Source organism: Agarivorans sp. MS3-6, assembly GCF_054112545.1.
On sequence record NZ_CM134202.1, the window covers coordinates 2,947,518 to 2,965,000 of the forward strand.

The 17,483-nt window shown below is 45.2% G+C and carries 17 protein-coding genes (1 of these 17 only partly in view); 7 read left to right on the plus strand and 10 right to left on the minus strand.

Translation table 11 applies throughout. The annotated features are described in order from the left end of the window. The first annotated feature begins 70 nt into the window (after positions 1 to 70). From cgtA to folA, 4 genes are all read left to right on the plus strand, one after another. Entirely contained in the window at positions 71 to 1,240 is a 1,170-nt protein-coding gene (gene cgtA, locus ACVFI8_RS13560) for an Obg family GTPase CgtA (RefSeq protein WP_457871620.1), read from the plus strand. Between the two features lie 92 nt (positions 1,241 to 1,332). Beyond that, the gene (locus ACVFI8_RS13565; RefSeq protein WP_457873826.1) at positions 1,333 to 2,100 is read left to right on the plus strand and encodes a threonine/serine exporter family protein; all 768 of its coding nucleotides are present in this window, start codon (positions 1,333 to 1,335) and stop codon (positions 2,098 to 2,100) included. Position 2,101: 1 nt separating this feature from the next. Beyond that, the gene (locus tag ACVFI8_RS13570; RefSeq protein WP_248712982.1) at positions 2,102 to 2,569 is read left to right on the plus strand and encodes a threonine/serine exporter family protein; all 468 of its coding nucleotides are present in this window, start codon (positions 2,102 to 2,104) and stop codon (positions 2,567 to 2,569) included. A 28-nt stretch (positions 2,570 to 2,597) separates the two neighbouring features. Continuing rightward, positions 2,598 to 3,086, plus strand: coding sequence for a type 3 dihydrofolate reductase (folA, locus tag ACVFI8_RS13575; protein ID WP_248712981.1), 489 nt, complete (start codon positions 2,598 to 2,600; stop codon positions 3,084 to 3,086). Here the strand turns inward: folA and ACVFI8_RS13580 are convergent. From ACVFI8_RS13580 to lptD, 6 genes are all read right to left on the minus strand, one after another. Next, positions 3,083 to 3,913 (minus strand): symmetrical bis(5'-nucleosyl)-tetraphosphatase, encoded by an 831-nt coding sequence (locus ACVFI8_RS13580; RefSeq protein WP_248712980.1) that lies wholly within the window; start codon positions 3,911 to 3,913, stop codon positions 3,083 to 3,085. The genes folA and ACVFI8_RS13580 overlap by 4 nt on opposite strands. A gap of 13 nt (positions 3,914 to 3,926) precedes the next feature. Next, on the minus strand, positions 3,927 to 4,310 hold the full coding sequence (gene apaG / locus ACVFI8_RS13585) for a Co2+/Mg2+ efflux protein ApaG (RefSeq protein WP_457871621.1): 384 nt from the start codon (positions 4,308 to 4,310) through the stop codon (positions 3,927 to 3,929). After that, positions 4,303 to 5,133, minus strand: a complete 831-nt coding sequence (gene rsmA / locus ACVFI8_RS13590) for a 16S rRNA (adenine(1518)-N(6)/adenine(1519)-N(6))-dimethyltransferase RsmA (RefSeq protein WP_248712978.1) — start codon at positions 5,131 to 5,133, stop codon at positions 4,303 to 4,305. The genes apaG and rsmA overlap by 8 nt, the downstream gene beginning before the upstream one ends. Next, positions 5,126 to 6,124, minus strand: coding sequence for a 4-hydroxythreonine-4-phosphate dehydrogenase PdxA (gene pdxA, locus ACVFI8_RS13595; RefSeq protein WP_457871622.1), 999 nt, complete (start codon positions 6,122 to 6,124; stop codon positions 5,126 to 5,128). The genes rsmA and pdxA overlap by 8 nt, the downstream gene beginning before the upstream one ends. Beyond that, the gene (gene surA, locus ACVFI8_RS13600; protein WP_457871623.1) at positions 6,121 to 7,398 is read right to left on the minus strand and encodes a peptidylprolyl isomerase SurA; all 1,278 of its coding nucleotides are present in this window, start codon (positions 7,396 to 7,398) and stop codon (positions 6,121 to 6,123) included. The genes pdxA and surA overlap by 4 nt, the downstream gene beginning before the upstream one ends. Before the next feature lie 63 nt (positions 7,399 to 7,461). Then, the gene (lptD, locus tag ACVFI8_RS13605) at positions 7,462 to 9,735 is read right to left on the minus strand and encodes an LPS assembly protein LptD (protein WP_457871624.1); all 2,274 of its coding nucleotides are present in this window, start codon (positions 9,733 to 9,735) and stop codon (positions 7,462 to 7,464) included. 151 nt (positions 9,736 to 9,886) lie between these two features. Between lptD and ACVFI8_RS13610 the strand changes: the two genes are divergently transcribed. Genes ACVFI8_RS13610 through djlA form a run of 3 tightly spaced genes read left to right on the plus strand, consistent with a single transcriptional unit; the run spans position 9,887 to position 12,353 of the window. Beyond that, positions 9,887 to 10,876 carry an aminoglycoside phosphotransferase family protein gene (locus tag ACVFI8_RS13610; protein ID WP_248712974.1) on the plus strand — a complete coding sequence of 330 codons (990 nt, stop codon included), beginning with the start codon at positions 9,887 to 9,889 and terminating at the stop codon, positions 10,874 to 10,876. After that, the gene (murU, locus tag ACVFI8_RS13615; protein ID WP_248712973.1) at positions 10,873 to 11,553 is read left to right on the plus strand and encodes an N-acetylmuramate alpha-1-phosphate uridylyltransferase MurU; all 681 of its coding nucleotides are present in this window, start codon (positions 10,873 to 10,875) and stop codon (positions 11,551 to 11,553) included. The genes ACVFI8_RS13610 and murU overlap by 4 nt, the downstream gene beginning before the upstream one ends. Positions 11,554 to 11,555: 2 nt before the next feature. Further along, the gene (gene djlA / locus ACVFI8_RS13620) at positions 11,556 to 12,353 is read left to right on the plus strand and encodes a co-chaperone DjlA (RefSeq protein WP_248712972.1); all 798 of its coding nucleotides are present in this window, start codon (positions 11,556 to 11,558) and stop codon (positions 12,351 to 12,353) included. Between the two features lies 1 nt (position 12,354). Here djlA and ACVFI8_RS13625 read toward each other — a convergent pair whose 3' ends face one another. From ACVFI8_RS13625 to rapA, 4 genes are all read right to left on the minus strand, one after another. Then, entirely contained in the window at positions 12,355 to 13,311 is a 957-nt protein-coding gene (locus ACVFI8_RS13625; RefSeq protein WP_457871625.1) for a D-2-hydroxyacid dehydrogenase, read from the minus strand. 86 nt (positions 13,312 to 13,397) lie between these two features. Continuing rightward, positions 13,398 to 14,165: a DUF3530 family protein gene (locus tag ACVFI8_RS13630; protein WP_457871626.1), complete on the minus strand. Its 768-nt coding sequence runs from the start codon at positions 14,163 to 14,165 to the stop codon at positions 13,398 to 13,400. A gap of 65 nt (positions 14,166 to 14,230) precedes the next feature. Next, positions 14,231 to 14,881 (minus strand): pseudouridine synthase, encoded by a 651-nt coding sequence (locus ACVFI8_RS13635; RefSeq protein ID WP_248712969.1) that lies wholly within the window; start codon positions 14,879 to 14,881, stop codon positions 14,231 to 14,233. Positions 14,882 to 14,941: 60 nt separating this feature from the next. After that, positions 14,942 to 17,483 carry the 3' portion of an RNA polymerase-associated protein RapA gene (rapA, locus tag ACVFI8_RS13640; protein WP_457871627.1) on the minus strand. It continues 377 nt past the right edge of the window, so 2,542 of the gene's 2,919 nt are visible here — the last part of the coding sequence; its start codon lies off the right edge, out of view; the stop codon is at positions 14,942 to 14,944.

Genomic DNA, 17,483 nt, shown 5'->3' on the forward strand with positions numbered 1-17,483 from the left:
TAAGGCTTAAGTATTTCTGTCGCTAAATTAATGCAGTGCATTATAGTTATTGATAATGCTGGAGTAGATTATGAAATTTGTAGATGAAGCAGTAATCAAAGTTGATGCAGGTGATGGTGGTAATGGCACTATCAGCTTTCGTCGCGAAAAATATGTTCCTCGTGGTGGCCCTGATGGCGGCGACGGCGGTGACGGTGGCAGTGTCTATTTGGTTGCCGACGAAAACCTAAATACTCTGATTGATTATCGCTTTGAACGTTTTCACAAAGCAGAACGTGGTGAGAATGGTCAAGGCTCTAATTGTACAGGTAAACGCGGTGAAGATTTAGAGCTGCCGGTACCTGTGGGGACGCGAGCTCGCGATCGCGACACCGGTGAGCTTTTGGGTGACTTAACTCAAAACAAACAGCGTCTGTTGGTGGCTAAAGGTGGCTTTCACGGATTAGGCAATACGCGTTTTAAAAGTAGTACTAACCGTGCTCCACGTCGGAAGTCAAACGGCACGCCTGGTGAAGTTAGACAGCTACAATTAGAACTTCTATTGCTCGCAGATGTGGGGATGTTAGGTTTGCCTAATGCCGGTAAATCAACTTTTATTCGCAGTGTATCTGCCGCTAAACCTAAAGTTGCTGACTATCCCTTTACCACTCTAATACCTAACTTGGGTGTGGTGAGACAGTCAGAAAACCGTGGTTTTGTAGTTGCTGATATTCCGGGTTTGATTGAAGGTGCCGCAGAAGGTGCTGGTTTAGGCGTTCGTTTCCTTAAGCATTTAGAGCGCTGTAGAGTATTGCTACACATGGTTGATGTATTGCCAGCTGATGGCAGTGACCCAGCAGAAAATGCAGTGACTATTATTAAAGAACTTGAGCAATACAGCGAAAAGCTGTTTGAGAAACCTCGTTGGTTAGTCTTCAACAAAGTTGACTTGGTCCTTGAGGAAGAAGCGGAAGAAATTCGCCAACAGGTGATCGAAGCGCTAGATTGGCAGGGTGAAGTTTTCTCTTTGTCGGCTCTTGAGAAGACGGGCACGAAAGAAATCTGTAAAGCGATTGGACAATTCATTGAAACCTTACCGGTCATCGAAGAAGAAATCGCGGAACGTGAAGAAGTTAAATTCCAATGGGATGATTATCATCAGCAACAAATTGATCAAGCGAATCAAGAAGATTGGGATGATGACGATGATGATTGGGATGATGATGACGATCATGGTGTAGAGGTTATTTACCAGCCATAGTAAGCTTAACCTAGTGTCATCTTACTTGGATCGTTGAATGTTACGCTCGTTTAGAAATACTCCGGAGCCTGTTCCAGGCTCCGGTTCGTCAAATTACCCTCGAACAACAAACCAGTATTTGTAGAGTCGCCGTGCAAGCTGGCCGCATCATGCAACAGCATGGGGCTGAAAGTAAGCTCATTGAAGAAACTACTGTACGCTTAGGTTTAGCCCTCGGCTTAGATAGCGTAGAACTCGCCATTACCGCAAATGCATTAATTCTGACAGGCTTATCTAATGGGCGTTGTATTACTACCACGCGTCGCGTTTACGACCGCGGGATTAACATGCACATGGTGTGTGAAGTTCAGCGCATTACTATCATGGCAGAAAAACAGCTATTGGATGAAAGTGACGTTGTTAAACGTTTAGCCCGCTTAGTGCCATACAAACATAACCGTTGGTTGGTGGTGTTTATGATTGGTTTATCTTGCGCTTGCTTTAGTCACCTATTTGGTGGCGACTGGTCGGTATTTGGCATGACCTTTATCGCGTCCGCTGTCGCGATGACCTTTCGCCAAGAGATGGCCCATCGACATCATAATCCCATTCTTAACTTTGGCATGACCGCGTTTGTAGCAACCACTATCGCCGGTTTAGCAGTACGTTATGACATTGGTAATCAACCCCAAACGGTAATGGCCGCCTCTGTGCTGTTGCTGGTGCCTGGCTTCCCCTTGATTAATGCCGTATCTGATATGGTAAAGGGGCATATTAGTATGGGGATCTCACGGTGGTTTTTTGCGTCTCTTCTTACTTTAGGGGTGGCCATGGGAATTGCTTTCTCCATGTGGGCGACGGGCGTAAGTGGGTGGTTATAAGATGATAGATTTAATTAAGTTATTAATAGAAGATGCCTTATTCTCTGCGGTGCCTGCCGTTGGCTTCGCGATGGTATTTAATGTTCCGACTAGAATGCTAGGGTTCTGTGCCATCGGCGGCGCGTTTGCGCATAGCTTGCGAACCTTGTCTATATACTGGGGAGTACCTCTGGAGTGGGCCACCCTCATCGCCTCCACGAGTGTGGGTTTACTAGGGGTGTATTGGTCGCGACGTTATTTGATTCCTCGGCCTGTATTCACAGTGGCAGCGGTGATTCCTATGATTCCCGGTAGCTATGCTTTTACCACGATGGTTGGCATAATCAGTTTATACAGTACCGGGTTTAGCGAGCCCTTATTAGCCACTATTATTGAAAACGGTCTACGTACTATGTTTATTTTAATGGCATTGAGTTTTGGTTTAGCCATCCCCTCGGTAGTGATCTATCGCGGCCGGCCAATTGTCTAACCCCTTCAGATTAGGAAAGAATAGAGCAGTGAAAGTAGCAATGATAGCCGCGATGGCAGAGCAAAGAGTCATCGGTAAAGACAATCAGATGCCATGGCATCTACCCGCCGATCTCAAGCATTTTAAAGCGGTGACTATGGGTAAGCCGGTGATTATGGGACGGCTAACATATGAATCGATTGGTCGCCCTTTACCGGGGCGTTTAAATATTGTGATCAGTCGGAACCCTGAGCTGCTTATTGATGGTGTGACGGTAGTGAACAGCGTGGATGCGGCCTTGGCGCTAGTGCCTGACGAAGCCGAAGTGATGATTATTGGTGGCGCTAATATTTATCAGCAGTGTTTACATTTGGCGGAGGTATTGTACCTCACCTTCATTGACAAACAGGTTGAAGGGGACGCACATTTTCCGGATTATCAGCAGTTTCAATGGCAGGAGGTAGACCGTGAGTCTCACCTAGCGGATGAACGAAACCCTGTTAACTATCAGTTTGTTACTTTGCAACGTCAGGTTTAAGCTTTAGCCTCGTCACTTAAGCAAGCTTGGGTATAAAAGCGTTGGTCGTCCCAACGCAACATCGTGAGATGGTTACCCCATACACAGCCAGTATCTAGCCCATTAACTAATGGGCTTTTACTTTTACCCATTAAGGCAGCCCAATGACCAAATATTATATGGGTTTGTTTGAGGTGCTTCCCTGGAAGCTCAAACCAAGGCCTGAGATTGGGGTTAGTATTTTTATTGGGTGGGATTTTTAGCTCGAAGTCTAAACTGGCGTCTGGAAAGCAATAGCGCATCCGAGTAAATACATTAATGATGTAGCGCAGTCGATCATAACCTACTAGCTCATCACTCCAGTGCGCAGGTTCGTTGCCATACATATTCTGCAGTAACGCTAAGTAATTGTCGCCGGACAACTGGTTTTGCACTTCTTGCCCTAGCTTGAGCGCTTTGCTTACTTTCCATTTAGGGTAGATGCCTGCGTGCACCATCACTACGTCAAACTCTGGATGTTTGGCAATCAGTGGCTGACAGCGCAGCCAGTTGAGTAATTCGTCACGGTCTGGGGCGTCTAATAAAGCGTGTAACTTATCACGGCGTTTGGCGCGATGAATGCCATTGGCCACTGCCAATAGGTGTAAATCATGGTTACCTAATACCACTTGAGCAGCCTCTCCCAAGTCCATCACAAACCGCAAGGTTTCCAATGATTGGGGGCCTCGCGCTACCAAATCACCGGCGAGCCATAGTTGATCCCTTTTGGGGGAAAACTTCACTTGTTTCAGTAGCGCCTTGAGTTCATCTAGGCAGCCTTGAATATCGCCAACGAAGTAGGTAGCCATAACTTACTCTACGCTAGTGCAGCTTGTTAGGGAGGGATAAACGAAAGGCCGGAACTTCAGCTTGAAATTCGTTACCGTCTTTGTCTACCAATGTATACCAACCTTGCATTACTCCTACTTCAGTCGTCAATACCGCGCTACTAGTATAGCTGAAGGGTTTATCTGGCTGTAAATGTGGCTGCTTACCCACCACACCTTCGCCTTTTACTTCATTTATCTCGCCGTTTCCATCGGTAATTATCCAGTGGCGGCGCAGTAGCTGTAAAGCTTGGCTGCTGCAGTTGCGAATAGTGATGGTATAGTAAAAAGCAAATTGCTGGTTTTCAGGAACAGAATGTTCAGGCAAAAATCCAGATTCAATGTCGATATCTAAATCATAATCAAGACTATTACTCATCGCTAGCAGGCGCCTGCAGTAGTTGTTCGCGGTCGATGTAATTAGCAATATCACAAAATTGCTGAATAGTTAAATTTTCCGGACGTAATGTGGGCTTTAAGCCTAAAATTTCCAGTTGTTCAACGGTGAGTAAGTTACCTAATGCATTACGAATGGTTTTTCGACGCTGATTAAAAGCTTCTTTACATACTCTATCCAAGGTGGCTAATGAGGTCAGTGGATATAAGGTGCTTTCATAAGGTTCTAGGCGGACCACTGCTGAGTCAACCTTCGGTGGTGGCATAAAGGCTTCAGGTGGTACTTCTAAAGCGGGCAGAACGCGGCACTGTACTTGAGTCATTACAGTTAGCCTGCCATAGGCTTTACAATCTGGCCCCGCAGCCATGCGTTTCACTACTTCTTTTTGTAGCATGAAGTGCATGTCAGATATTGCGCTAGTAAAGCTCAGTAAATGAAAGATAAGCGGAGTAGAAATGTTATAGGGTAAGTTACCAAATACCCGCATCTTTTGTTCAGGTTTCACCAATTGCATGAAATCAAACTTAAGTGCATCAATCTCATGGATGGTGAGCATGTTAGCTAGCGTGGAGTGCTCGCGCAGGCGTTGCGCAAGATCTCTGTCAAGCTCTACGACTTGTAGGTGTCCAGCAGCGTTCGCCACTGGCTCAGTTAATGCGCCTAAACCTGGGCCAATTTCAACTAAATTTTCACCGGGTTGGGGGTAAATTGTAGCGACGATTTGGCTGATTACAGCATCGTTATTAAGAAAGTTTTGGCCAAAACGTTTGCGGGCGCGGTGCCCTTGATGGACTTGATTATTCATGTTCACGCTCTACCATATCAATGGCTTGTTCAATTGCGGTTATCATACTTCCATGGTCGGCTTCACCAGTGCCAGCGAGTTCTAAGGCTGTTCCGTGATCAACTGATGTTCTAATAAAGGGCAGGCCTAAGGTGATGTTGACCGAGTTTCCAAACCCTTTGTACTTAATAACCGGCAAGCCTTGATCGTGATACATCGCTAGTACGGCATCTGCTTCATCTAAATATTTAGGCTGAAATAGAGTATCTGCTGGCAGCGGTCCGATTAAGTCCATGCCTTTTTCTGCGCGCATTTGGTCTAGTAAGGGGATGATTACATCCAACTCTTCGCGACCTAAATGGCCGTCTTCACCGGCATGTGGGTTGAGGCCACAGACAAAGATTTTTGGCTGCTTAATGGCAAACTTTGTTTTTAAGTCATGATGCAAGATACTAATAATATTGTATAAGCGCTCATGGGTTATCGCTTTAGCGACATAGGCTAGCGGTAAATGGGTAGTCGCTAATGCAACACGCAAGCCTTCAGTGGCTAACAACATGACAACATCAGAAGTGCCCGATTGTTGGGCGAAAAACTCTGTGTGTCCACTGAATGAAACACCCGCTTTATTGATGATGCCTTTGTGAACAGGGCCGGTGACCACCGCCGCAAATTGACCATTCATGTTGCCGTCGCAAGCAAATTTTAAGGTATCAAGCACATAGTGACCATTGGCTTCATCAAGTTGACCTGCCACTGCTGGGCTACTCATCGAAATGGGCGCAATAGTTAAGGTACCTGCGGCCTGTGGTTTAGCTTGTTGCTCAGGCTGATAGGGGCGTAAGCTTAAGTCAATCCCCAGTTGTTTAGCGCGATCTTGAAGTAAGTTTGGATCGGCGATTACCACTAACTCCATTGGCCAGTCACGCTGACTAATGCTTAGTACTAAATCTGGGCCTATACCAGCGGGTTCACCTGGCGTAATCGCGATTCGTGATACCTGTTGGCTCATGCGTCACCATCCAAAATTTCAACGTAAGCTTCTTCGCGCAATTCTTCTTGCCAAGCTTGAGTTTCTTCGTTGAATTTACGGTTAAAAATCATTTGGTATGCTCTATTTTCACTGGCTTTATTGGTGGTGTCAGTAGTACGTTTGTCCAATACTTCCAATAAGTGCCAGCCAAAAGTTGATCTGAATGGTTGGCTTAACTCTCCGGCATTGAGTCGAGTAACGGTATCTTTAAAGGCAGGCACAAAGGATTGCGGATCAGACCAACCCAATTCTCCACCACGTACTGCTGAACCTGGGTCTTCTGAATATTGGCGAGCCAACTCTTCAAAGGTCACTTCTTCTAAGACTAACTGTTGACGAAATTCAGCCAACAAGCTTTCGGCCTTTTTATCACTGAGGATAATTGAAGGTTTGATCAATATATGACGGGCGTTAACTTCTAGGGTTTCAACTTTTTGTAAGCCTTCGGCATCCAGCACCTTAATAATATGCAAGCCTGACTCAGTCCGAATCGGTCCTAGCACAGTATCTTTGTGTTGATTCTTCACGACGCCAGCAAACAATGTAGGCATTTCTTCCAGCGTCATCCAACCCCAATCTCCACCTTCAAGTGCTTTGGGGCCTTGTGAATTGGTCATAGCTATTTGGTTAAAGTTTTCCCCGGCCTTAAGCTGAGAGACAATGCTTTCAGCAAGCTGCTGAGTCGCGCTTTCGTCACTGCCAACCCGCAATAATATGTGGCCTACGTGATAGCGAATAGTCCCTTTATCTTGCTCATCAATCAGTTTCATTAGGGCTTGTATCTCTTGTTCAGACACTTTCACTCTGCGCTGAACCTGACTACGACCCACTTCGCCCAAAATTATTTCTGTTCGAATGTCTTCACGAAATTGATTGTAGGTAATCCCTTGTTTTTCTATGTCAGCAAGAAACACTTCACGGGTTTTCTTTTCGCCACGGATGATGTTGTCGATAGTGTTTTCTAATTGGCTATCGCTTATCTTGATACCAAGGCGCTCAGCAAGTTGTAACTGCAAGCTTTCTAGAATCAAACGGTTCATCACTTGTTCTTGCAGTTCATCTTTAGGCGGCAAGTCTTGACCGCTAGACGCAGAGTTTCGAACCACTTTATTGGTGAGTTCTTGTATCTGATTTTCGGTAATCACATCGTTGTTCACAATGACAACAACTTTATCGAGCAATTGCTCTTGGGCTTGAACAAGCCCAGCGACTAGCATTACTAGGCCAGCACTAAGCAAAATTAATTTTTTCATTCGTTTCCTACATTACGGCACGCAAAACGCCGCCTACTTTATCATATCTGTACTAAAGGTTTTTTAATTGTTGAGATAAAATGGGCGGCCATACTTAAAGTTACCACCTTCTAACATTTCTTCTCGGCTGCTGGTATCACTTCCACCTAATCCTTTAATCTCAAAATCTAAGCGTAGCGAGCTATCGAATTCACCCACTCGGTCAATGCCAGAGCTGTCATCAACATAGGTGCTTTTTAAGCCTCGTTGATAAGTAAGGCGAATACCCCAGCAGCAGGAGTTGTATTGCAAGCCCAAGTAGCTTTCGATGCTTCGGTCTAAAATCATATCGCGATAGTAGCTAGCGACAGCTGATACTTTACTGTGAATTGGCCAAGCCACCTTGCTACCTACTTGGTTGATGTCGCTGACCATTGATTCGTCAGCTAAAGAATAGCGATAATTCAATTGAATCAGTTTTTGCGCTTCGGGGCGCCACTCTATCGCGGCATTTGCCTTGTTGAGCTCACTCTCTAAGGTGTCGATTTGTAAACCAACATGGCCATACCAATCCTGGCGAATATTTGCGTCTACTTCAAATGCCAACGCAGAGCTGGAACTGGTTGATGATTCACTATTTGGGGATAACGTGGTTCGGCTGGGCTCTATATAGATAATTTGTCCAAGGCTAAGGCGCAAGGTTTCTTGATTGCTCGGGGATAAAAAGCGCGAGTTAACCCCTAAGGTGATTTGGTTGGCATCAGCAATTCGATCTAAGCCACTGTACCTTTGATCTCGGAACAAGCCGTAATAATCTTGCTGTAAGTAGTCAGTGTCGTAGATGCCAATACTGTTTTGATCGGCGTAGGGGATATAGAGATACTTAATTACAGGCTCTAAGGTTTGGGTAAAATTATCCCCATACCAGCGAGTTTTTCGGTCAAAGTTTAGCCCGCCTTGAACACTCACTTTTGGTAAGGTACGGTTCTCTGAAGCTGAAATATCAAAATCTGCACTAGTACCTTGTGATTGGCTGTAGTAGGTATGCATTAATGCTAAATCGGCTTGAAAAAATCCGGCTGGCACGACATAGGGTAAACTTAGCTTGGGTTCAAAGTGAACTCGCTGGGCGGTGTTTTGGGTTGGGTCACTATGTGCAAAATTACTGATTTCTGAAGCAAAACCAAATTGTAAAGTTTGCCAGTTTAGATCCCAATCGCCTGCAAAACTTAGTTGCGGGAGCAGGGTATGTGGTTGGTCTGTGTCACCCAATACTTGAAAGTCTTGTACTAGCAGTTCGGTATACCAATTTTTGGTATGGTAGCTGACATCACCAGTTTGCAGCAGCTGGTTTTCGTTTACTTTGCCCAGCTTATCACCTAAATCATTGAAGTAATTGTCGTCACTGATCCGCGTGTATTCAGTATTAAAACGCCAGTTACGTTGGTATTGACCTTGGTGATTCCAGTGGACCAAGTACCGGTCCCTGTCTAGAACGCTGTCATTGGCTAGGTATTCTGCATTCACTGTACCGGTGTTTTGACCCAGTAAATAGCGAAATTCACTTTGCAGTTGCATACCGCGACGAGTTAGCAATCGAGGGGTAATCGTTGCGTCAAAATTAGGCGCGATATTCCAATAATAGGGGGCTGAAATATCAATTCCGTTAGTGGTTGAAGTAGAAACGCTTGGAAATAAGAAGCCACTATGGCGTTGATCGCCGATAGGGTAAGAAAAATAAGGTAAATATAATACTGGTACATCGAATAAGCGAACAGTGGCATTTTTAGTGGTTGCCCATTGTTCTTGTGAGTCGATATCAATTTTTTCTGCGCGAATTTCCCAGCTAACGTCATCGGGTGGGCAGGCGGTGTAGCTGGCATTTTCAAGTGATAGCTGTTGTTCGCCAGTAATCGTTAAGTTATTTGCTGCGCCGCGCCCTTGTTGTTCAAACAGCTGATACTCAGCGGAGTTGAGTGTGGCTTGATGGTCACGTAAGTTTGCATTAAAGGTATCACTTTTAACACTCACCAAATTGTCTTGAAACTCAATATTGCCATCTGCTTGCAGAGTTTGTGCTTGCTCATCAAGTACCGTGTTTTCAGCTTTAAGTACTCTAGGGCCTTGAGAAAACTCTACATTACCGGTGAAGCTTGCCTTATCACCTTGTTTGGCCTGCAGTTGATCTGCTGAAACCATGTAAGGTGCATTGGGATCAAGGGGGCCTAATTCGCTACGCTCTGGAATATGAGCGCGACACTGAGGCATTGATAACGGTGTTTCTGCGCGTGCAGCAAAACTTGAAAGCAACACCGCTAAAGCGAGCGATGTTTGTTGGCACCGTTTAGTTACGAACATATAAATATGAACCATTCCCTGATATAAACAAATTCGAAGCGCGAGTTAGCAACGTTGTGCTTTATGAATTCTATAGTTAAAGTTAGCCGCATATAATACTGGAATTATTGGTAAGCGGCTATTTAAAGGCTGCTATTTAGTATAAGTAATTATGAGTAATAATGTGCGTGAATCTGGTTTACAACAATGGTTGTCAAAAAGTTTAGACATTGAGCTTCCCGAGTTAACAATGATTAGTGGTGATGCTAGTTTTCGGCGCTATTTCCGTTTCGATTATAATGCTGAAAAAACCGCCATCGCGGTGGATGCGCCACCCAGTACTGAAAAAAATGCACAGTTCGTCGCCTTAGCGGGTTGTTTAGCTGAGCACCAACTAGCGGTTCCTAAGGTTGAGGTGGCTAACTTAGAAAACGGCTATTTGTGTTTGGAAGATCTCGGCTCTACGATGCTAGAGGATAAACTTGATGCCAGTACGGCTACTGAATTATATAGACAAGCTAGTGACTTAATCGTTCAGTTACAGACGCTTAATCGTTCTCAATTACCAGAAATAGAGTTTTTTGATAGCGAATTTATCGAACGAGAGTTAGCCATTTTTTCAGACTGGTTTGTCGCAAAAGAATTACAAATCAGTGATGCTAGCTGGCAACAATCAGCTCAATGGCGTGATGTTTGCGAGCTATTAAGCTCGGCAATTTTAGAGCAACCTTACGTTGCTATGCATCGAGATTTTCATAGTCGCAATCTGATGTTGAAAGATTCACGCATGGTGATGATTGATTTCCAAGATATGGTTTGGGGGCCGATTAGCTATGATCTGGTTTCCTTATTACGAGATTGTTACGTCGCATGGCCAGAATCCTTGGTCGCGCAGTTAAGCAAAGAGTTTTATCTTTCTCAGAAAATGTTGCAGCAAGTCGATGAAAGTCAGTGGCAACGCTGGTTTGATTTCACCGGTTTGCAGCGACACTTAAAGGCGGTGGGCATCTTTTGTCGCCTTGATCATAGAGATGGTAAAACCGCTTATCGAGCGGCGATACCACAAACGCTGCATTATATTCTCGACGTTAGCGCTCGCTATCCTGAACTGAAAGCGTTGAATCAATGGCTAAGCCCCTTCGCGAAGGGCTTTAATAAATGACTGCGCTAACAACAGCAATGATCTTGGCTGCGGGGCGCGGCGAACGAATGCGACCGCTAACCGATAATTGTCCTAAACCTCTATTAAAGGTGGCTGGTAAGGCGTTAATTGAATGGCATATCGATAAGTTGGTGGCGGCTGGATTTAAGCGAGTAGTGATTAATACCGCTTATTTGGGCCAACAGATAGAAAGCTATTTAGGAGACGGTCAGCGCTGGAATATTGAACTGCGTTACAGCCATGAGCATACCGCCCTAGAAACAGCGGGTGGCATAAAAAACGCCTTACCGTTGATAGCCGCCGATCCTTTTTTAGTGATTAATGGCGATATATGGAATGATTGGGATTATAAGCAACTCGCCAAGCTTGAAATCGGCAGTGTTAATGCCCATTTGTTAATGGTAGAAAACCCTCCGCATAATCAAGCGGGTGACTTTGCCATTGCTAATGGCAAAGTACTTGATCGACCTGAGTTTACATTTAGCGGTGTAGCCGTTTATCGAGCGGCTTTTTTTACTGGTTTGCAAACCGGCAAGCAAGCGCTAGCACCCTTGTTGCGAAAGGCTATGTCTGAGCAGCAAGTGGCTGGGCAGTTACAACCTGGCCAATGGGTCGATGTGGGTACACCGCAGCGGCTAAACGAATTAAATAATCAATTAACAAATAGCAGAGATTAACTATGCGGGTTTGGGGAAAGGTATTAGGGGTATTTTTTGGCTTCATGTTTGGCAACATATTTGGAGCGTTGTTGGGTTTATGGCTAGGCCATCGTTTTGATAAAGCAATGGGGCAAGGCTTTGTTTTTTCCAGTGCGAATAGCCAAGCTGCCCAACAAGAGTTTCTATTTTCGACCTTTGCGGTTCTAGGGCATATTGCCAAGTCGAAAGGCGTAGTGACGCAACAAGAAATTCAAGTCGCTAACTTTTTGATGGATCAAATGCGCCTGCAAGGCGACGCTCGCAGTCAAGCACAAGATGCGTTTCGTCTGGGGAAAGATGCAGATTTTCCTTTAGAGGAGCAGATTGCTAAGTTTGTTGAAGCGGTTCAAGGGCGGCGTGATTTATTACGAATGTTTATGGAAATTCAGCTGCAAGGTGTTTTTGCTGATGGTGTGGTAGACGATAGCGAGCATGCTTTATTAAAGCGCGTCGCTGCTGCGCTGGGCTTTTCAGAGCAAGAGCTGAATTCGATGATCTCTCGTTGGGAAGCTGAACTTAAGTTTCATCGTCACGGTGGAGGGCAACAGCAAAGTGCCCAAAGCAGTGCCAAACAAATTGAAGAAGCCTATCAAATCCTCGGCGTTAGCGAGCAAGATAGCGACCAGCAGGTTAAACGCGCTTATCGTAAGCTAATGACTCAGCATCATCCCGATAAACTCGTCGCCAAGGGTTTACCTCCAGAGATGATGGAATTGGCCAAGCAGCGAACCCAAGACATACAGCAAGCTTACGAACTCATAAAGAAACAGCGTAAGTAAGCTATTTCGCCACCACTTGGTTTTTAGCTCGACCAGCAACAAAGGCTTCTATATTGTCGATAAGCTGGTCAGCTAACATTTGCATATTTTGCTGGCTCGCCCATCCAATATGTGGGGTGAAAATAAAGTTAGGCAGTTGCTGAGCCAACATAAGTGGGCTGCCCTCTGCAGGCGGCTCTTGCTCTGAAACATCAAAGGCGGCCCCTGCTATTTGCCCACTTTGCAAGGCTTGTAGTAAATCCAATTCATTCACAATCCCCCCTCTGGCAGTATTTAGTAACAGCGCGTTGGGTTTCATTAATGCCAACTCTTTCGCGGCGATTAACTGCTGGGTTTCAGCATTAAGAGGGCAGTGGATACTGACGACATCAGCGCAGCTTAACGCGTCGCTAAAGGATACTCTTCCTTGGCGCGGTGATTTGTTTTTATGCTCAGCAAACACCACTTTCATCCCAATGCTTTTGGCTAGGTTGGCGGTGGCTTGGCCTAGATTTCCTGCCCCGATGATAGCCAAAGTCTGATTGGCTAAATTGTCTATAGGGTAGTCGAAGAAGCAAAATTGTTTGGCTTGTTGCCAACGACCTTGCTTAATCGCTTGATGGTAAGCCATGAGGTTTCGTCGTAAGTTAAACATCAAACCTATGTTATGTTCAGCAATGCTTTGTGAGGCATAGTCTCTAATGTTGCTAACACAAATGCCTAATTGGGTCGCTGCTGGTATGTCTATATTATTGGTGCCTGTGGCGGCCACTGCAATGAGCGTTAGTTGTGGCAGTGACTTAAGCGTTTTTGCGTCCAGCTTGACCTTATTTACCACCAGAATGTCGGCATTTTGGGCCCGTTTAACGACTTGTTGAGGGCTGGTGTTTGGGTATTCTTGCCACTGGTGCGGAAAGCTTGGGCTGCTTAAAGTTACGTTATTAGCTAGGGTTGAGCGGTCTAAAAAAACAATCTGCATTGTTATCCCTTGATGTAAATGGTGGAAAGCCCTTAAGCCTGAATACGATCGTCCTTTAGTTTTCAGCGGCAGTGTTCAGTAACGCCTTAATACCAACCTAAAGAACTAAACCAACCATAAACGGTTTTATTCAATGTGGCACTATTGGGAGCAGTATCGGCCGTTGCTGGTAATAGTGTTTGCCGATAATTAAACTTCTGGTTTTTATTGGTGGCTATTAAGCGCTGCTTACTGGCTGATGCCTGCCATTGATTATAGTCATCAGCATAAATGTCTAGCACTGGAATGGCCAGCAGAGCAGTTTGCGTTGCCAGATGAATATTGAGATTTTTATCGGGATAATAAGCACTGATTAATACTATGCCATCGGGAGCCGGAATTTGTTGCTCGGCAAGAAGCTCAACCAGCCAAGCCCCCATTACCCCTTGAGCGATGATGACTTGAAAACCAAATTGTTCTTGCTGGGTTTGCTTGGCGGTTTCTAGTACGGCTTTTAATTGCAGCTTATAGTTAGCTAGTTGCTCTAGGTCACCACCTGATTGCATTATATTCTTAGACGGTTGCGGCGGTAAGATAGCCCCTGTTTCCCAACCTATGTCTGGTAAGGCTTGGCGTAGTGCATCGATACCTCTAGCGTCACTGGGTGATCTACCCCAATCAGGCAATAGCAGCGCAGTGCCGCGTTTTTGTGGGGTTTGTTCCTCGAGCCAAACACTGACAAACTGCTGTTGGTCTGCGTCGAGTAGCTTAACCTCCCCAATAATAGGCCATGTGGAAAAATCTTGGGTTTGTGGCTGAGCTGCCACTAAACCACTGATAAATAGGCTTAGCCACAATAATCGAGTTAACTGCACAATGTTGTATGTCCGTATTTACAGGCATGATTACCTTTATCGGGTACTAGACGCAGAAGCTTTAATTAAAAAGGCGGCTGGCAGTCAAATTCTAACCATTTCTCGCTACTTGGGTGAAAAAATCCGAGCTTAGCGGCATGAAGATGTAAGCGCTCAGAATAAGCAATCGCGTCAGGCGTGGCGTAAAATCCATCTCCCGCGATTGGGCAGCCTATTTGTTGCATGTGTACTCGTAGTTGGTGAGTTCTGCCGGTAATCGGTTTTAGTTCTACCAGGCAGGTGTGTGCTCTTCGCTCTAAAACTTGCCATTGGGTTTGGGCTGCTTTACCCAGTTCAAAATCAACAATCTGTTTTGGTCGATTGGGCCAGTCACAGCGGATCGGCAGATTAACTTCGCCTTCATCGTCTGCAGGGTGGCCGTATATCTCAGCGTAATAAGTTTTGGCTGTTCTACGCTGTTGAAATTGACGACTTAAATGACTTTGTGCCGGTTTGCCGATGGCCATCACAATTAAACCAGAAGTGGCCATATCGAGTCGATGAACCACTTTTAGCTCAGGCCACACCCTTTGTGCTCGTTGCCAAAGGCTGTCTGGTTCTAATCGTCCAGGTACTGACAATAAGCCACTGGCTTTGTTAAATACTACTACATCGTCATCTTGATAAACGATGGTGATAAAGGGAGACATGGGAGGGCGGTAAACAAAATTGGGCATTAGAGAAACTCTGTAAAATAAGGCCTTAGTTTACCTAAGGCCTTGAGTAGAACAACTGACTTAGTTATGTGAGACTAATATCACCCTTAACGCATCCAGTTTAACTTGGGCTTTTTGCAGATAGTCATCCGCGGTATCGCGTAGTTGGCGGAGCGTGTCGAGCTCGTCTTTACGAATACTTGGATTCACCGCACTAAGAGCCTCTAGGCGTTCTAGTTCATTATTTAAGCTTTGTTGCATTGCATCACTGGCATTGGCCACAATACTTGAAAGCTGCTGCTGCGCTAGTTCATTCGCTTGTGCTAGTAAGGGATGAATTTGTGCTTGAGAAGCACTAACCAGTTTTGCGGCTAAGTGGCGATTTACTGCAGATAATTGCGCATTAAATTGGTCAAAGCTGACATTGTCTGACAGGTTACCGCCATTTTTGTCTAATAGAATACGGACTGGCGTGGCCGGTAAGTAACGCTCAATTTGATATTGAGCTGGTGCACTGGTCTCAACAATAAACATTCCTTCTAAAAATAGGCTGCCTACTGGCAAGGCTCTGTTTTTTAGCAAGGCGACTGAAGTGGTACCAAGATCCGCACTTAAAATCGTATCGATACAGCTTTGCAGTAATGGGTGTTCCCATGACATTAATTGTATTTCGTCACGGCTTAGCGCAGTTTCCCTGTCGTAAGTAATGGTACAACCGTCTTCAGGTAAACCTTGAATAGTTGGCACTAACATCTGTTCGCTGGCATGTAAAACCAGAGCGTTCTCGCCTTTGTCATCTTGATTGATACCAATGGTGTCGAATAAACGCAGGCTAAAGGTAACAAAATGGGGATCTTGTTCTGCAGCTTGAATTTTCTCAACCAGTTCAGTTGCCTTGCTTCCACCACCAGAATGGATTTCAAGTAAGCGGTCTCGTCCCGCATCCAGTTTCTGTTTAACCACATGGTAGCGTTTTGAACACTCCGCAATAAGCTGGTTTAGTTGCTCTTGTTCGGGATTTGTTTGAACCAGCAAGCCATTTAAGCGTTCACCAAACTCAGCATAAATCTCCGAGCCAGCCGGACAAGTTTGCTCAAAAGCGTTAAGGCCTTCGTGATACCAGCGTAATAAGGTTTCTTGTGGCGTATCTGTCAAATAAGGGACATGGATTTCAATATCGTTCTGCTGACCGATACGATCGAGGCGACCAATGCGCTGCTCAAGCAAATCGGGGTTAATCGGTAAATCGAATAACACGATATGGTGAGCAAACTGGAAATTACGCCCTTCAGAACCAATTTCGGAACATACCATTAACTGAGCGCCAGCTTCATCTTGGGCAAAGTAAGCGGCGGCTTTGTCGCGTTCAAGTAACGACATATCTTCGTGAAATACAGTCGCGCGGATCCCTTCGCGTGTGCGCACTGCGTCTTCTATGGCTAATGCAGTAGCTGCCTTAGCGCAAATAAGCAGTATCTTCTTTTGTTTGTGAGCAAGTAGGAAGCCAACTAACCAATCAATTCGAGGATCAAACTTGCTCCAACTGGCTTCACCTTCTACTTCGCCTTCAAATTGCTGATACAATTCTTCAGGGAACATCAACTGCATGACATCTTTAGACGAAGAACCTTGCATCATTTGATGTACTTTTAATGCGGTTTGATACTGACTCGGTAGCGTTAATGGGTAACTGCTTAAATGACGCAAAGGAAACCCCTGCATCGCACTTCGAGTATTTCTAAATAACACTCGCCCAGTACCGTGTCTGTCTAGTAGGTGCTGCAATAACTCTTCACGTGCTTGCTGTTGCTGCTCATAACTAGACGCTGCATCGTTGATGATGGTCAGCAAGGGCTCAATGTCATTCTCCCCCAGCAATTCAGTTAGTTGATTGGCTTGTTCTGGTAGCAACGGAGCGCTATCTAATAATGATTGAGCCGCAGTGGCCACTGGCTGATAGTGTTTTTCTTCTTCTATAAAGGCGTGGTAATCGTAAAAACGGTCAGGGTCTAACAAGCGAAGGCGAGCAAAGTGGCTTTGATGGCCTAACTGATCGGGGGTGGCAGTTAGTAACAATACCCCTGCCACTTGTTTCGCTAGAGCCTCAATAATTTGATACTCGCGGCTAGGTGATTGTTCATCCCATTTTAGATGGTGGGCTTCATCAACAATCATCAGGTCCCAATCGGCTTCAAGTACTTGCTCGAAACGCTTTTTACGGCTACGTAAAAAGTTAAGGCTACATAATACTAATTGCTCAGTATCAAAGGGATTATCCGATTCAGCATAAGCTTCGATGCAGCGGTCTTCATCAAATAAGCTAAAGTGCATATTGAATCGACGTAGCATTTCAATTAACCACTGATACTGAAGTGCATCGGGGACGACAATGAGTACTCGTTTGGCTAAACCAGCGATTAATTGCTGATGGATAATCAAACCCGCTTCAATAGTTTTACCTAAGCCCACTTCGTCTGATAGCAATACCCGTGGTGAAATTCTTCGGCCCACTTCGCTGGCTATATAAAGCTGATGAGGGATCAGGCTCACTTTTCCGCCCATCAGTCCTTTTAAATCTGACTGTTGCTGTTCAAAGCGTTTCTTTTGGGTTTGATGCCGCACG

Excerpts from the sequence above, each read along its gene's own strand:
- cgtA (WP_457871620.1), top strand. The coding sequence starts at position 71 with ATGAAATTTGTAGATGAAGCAGTAATCAAAGTTGATGCAGGTGATGGT.
- ACVFI8_RS13570 (WP_248712982.1), top strand. The coding sequence starts at position 2,102 with ATGATAGATTTAATTAAGTTATTAATAGAAGATGCCTTATTCTCTGCG.
- ACVFI8_RS13580 (WP_248712980.1), bottom strand. The coding sequence starts at position 3,913 with ATGGCTACCTACTTCGTTGGCGATATTCAAGGCTGCCTAGATGAACTC.
- apaG (WP_457871621.1), bottom strand. The coding sequence starts at position 4,310 with ATGAGTAATAGTCTTGATTATGATTTAGATATCGACATTGAATCTGGA.
- rsmA (WP_248712978.1), bottom strand. The coding sequence starts at position 5,133 with ATGAATAATCAAGTCCATCAAGGGCACCGCGCCCGCAAACGTTTTGGC.
- pdxA (WP_457871622.1), bottom strand. The coding sequence starts at position 6,124 with ATGAGCCAACAGGTATCACGAATCGCGATTACGCCAGGTGAACCCGCT.
- surA (WP_457871623.1), bottom strand. The coding sequence starts at position 7,398 with ATGAAAAAATTAATTTTGCTTAGTGCTGGCCTAGTAATGCTAGTCGCT.
- lptD (WP_457871624.1), bottom strand. The coding sequence starts at position 9,735 with ATGTTCGTAACTAAACGGTGCCAACAAACATCGCTCGCTTTAGCGGTG.
- ACVFI8_RS13610 (WP_248712974.1), top strand. The coding sequence starts at position 9,887 with ATGAGTAATAATGTGCGTGAATCTGGTTTACAACAATGGTTGTCAAAA.
- murU (WP_248712973.1), top strand. The coding sequence starts at position 10,873 with ATGACTGCGCTAACAACAGCAATGATCTTGGCTGCGGGGCGCGGCGAA.
- djlA (WP_248712972.1), top strand. The coding sequence starts at position 11,556 with ATGCGGGTTTGGGGAAAGGTATTAGGGGTATTTTTTGGCTTCATGTTT.
- ACVFI8_RS13625 (WP_457871625.1), bottom strand. The coding sequence starts at position 13,311 with ATGCAGATTGTTTTTTTAGACCGCTCAACCCTAGCTAATAACGTAACT.
- ACVFI8_RS13635 (WP_248712969.1), bottom strand. The coding sequence starts at position 14,881 with ATGCCCAATTTTGTTTACCGCCCTCCCATGTCTCCCTTTATCACCATC.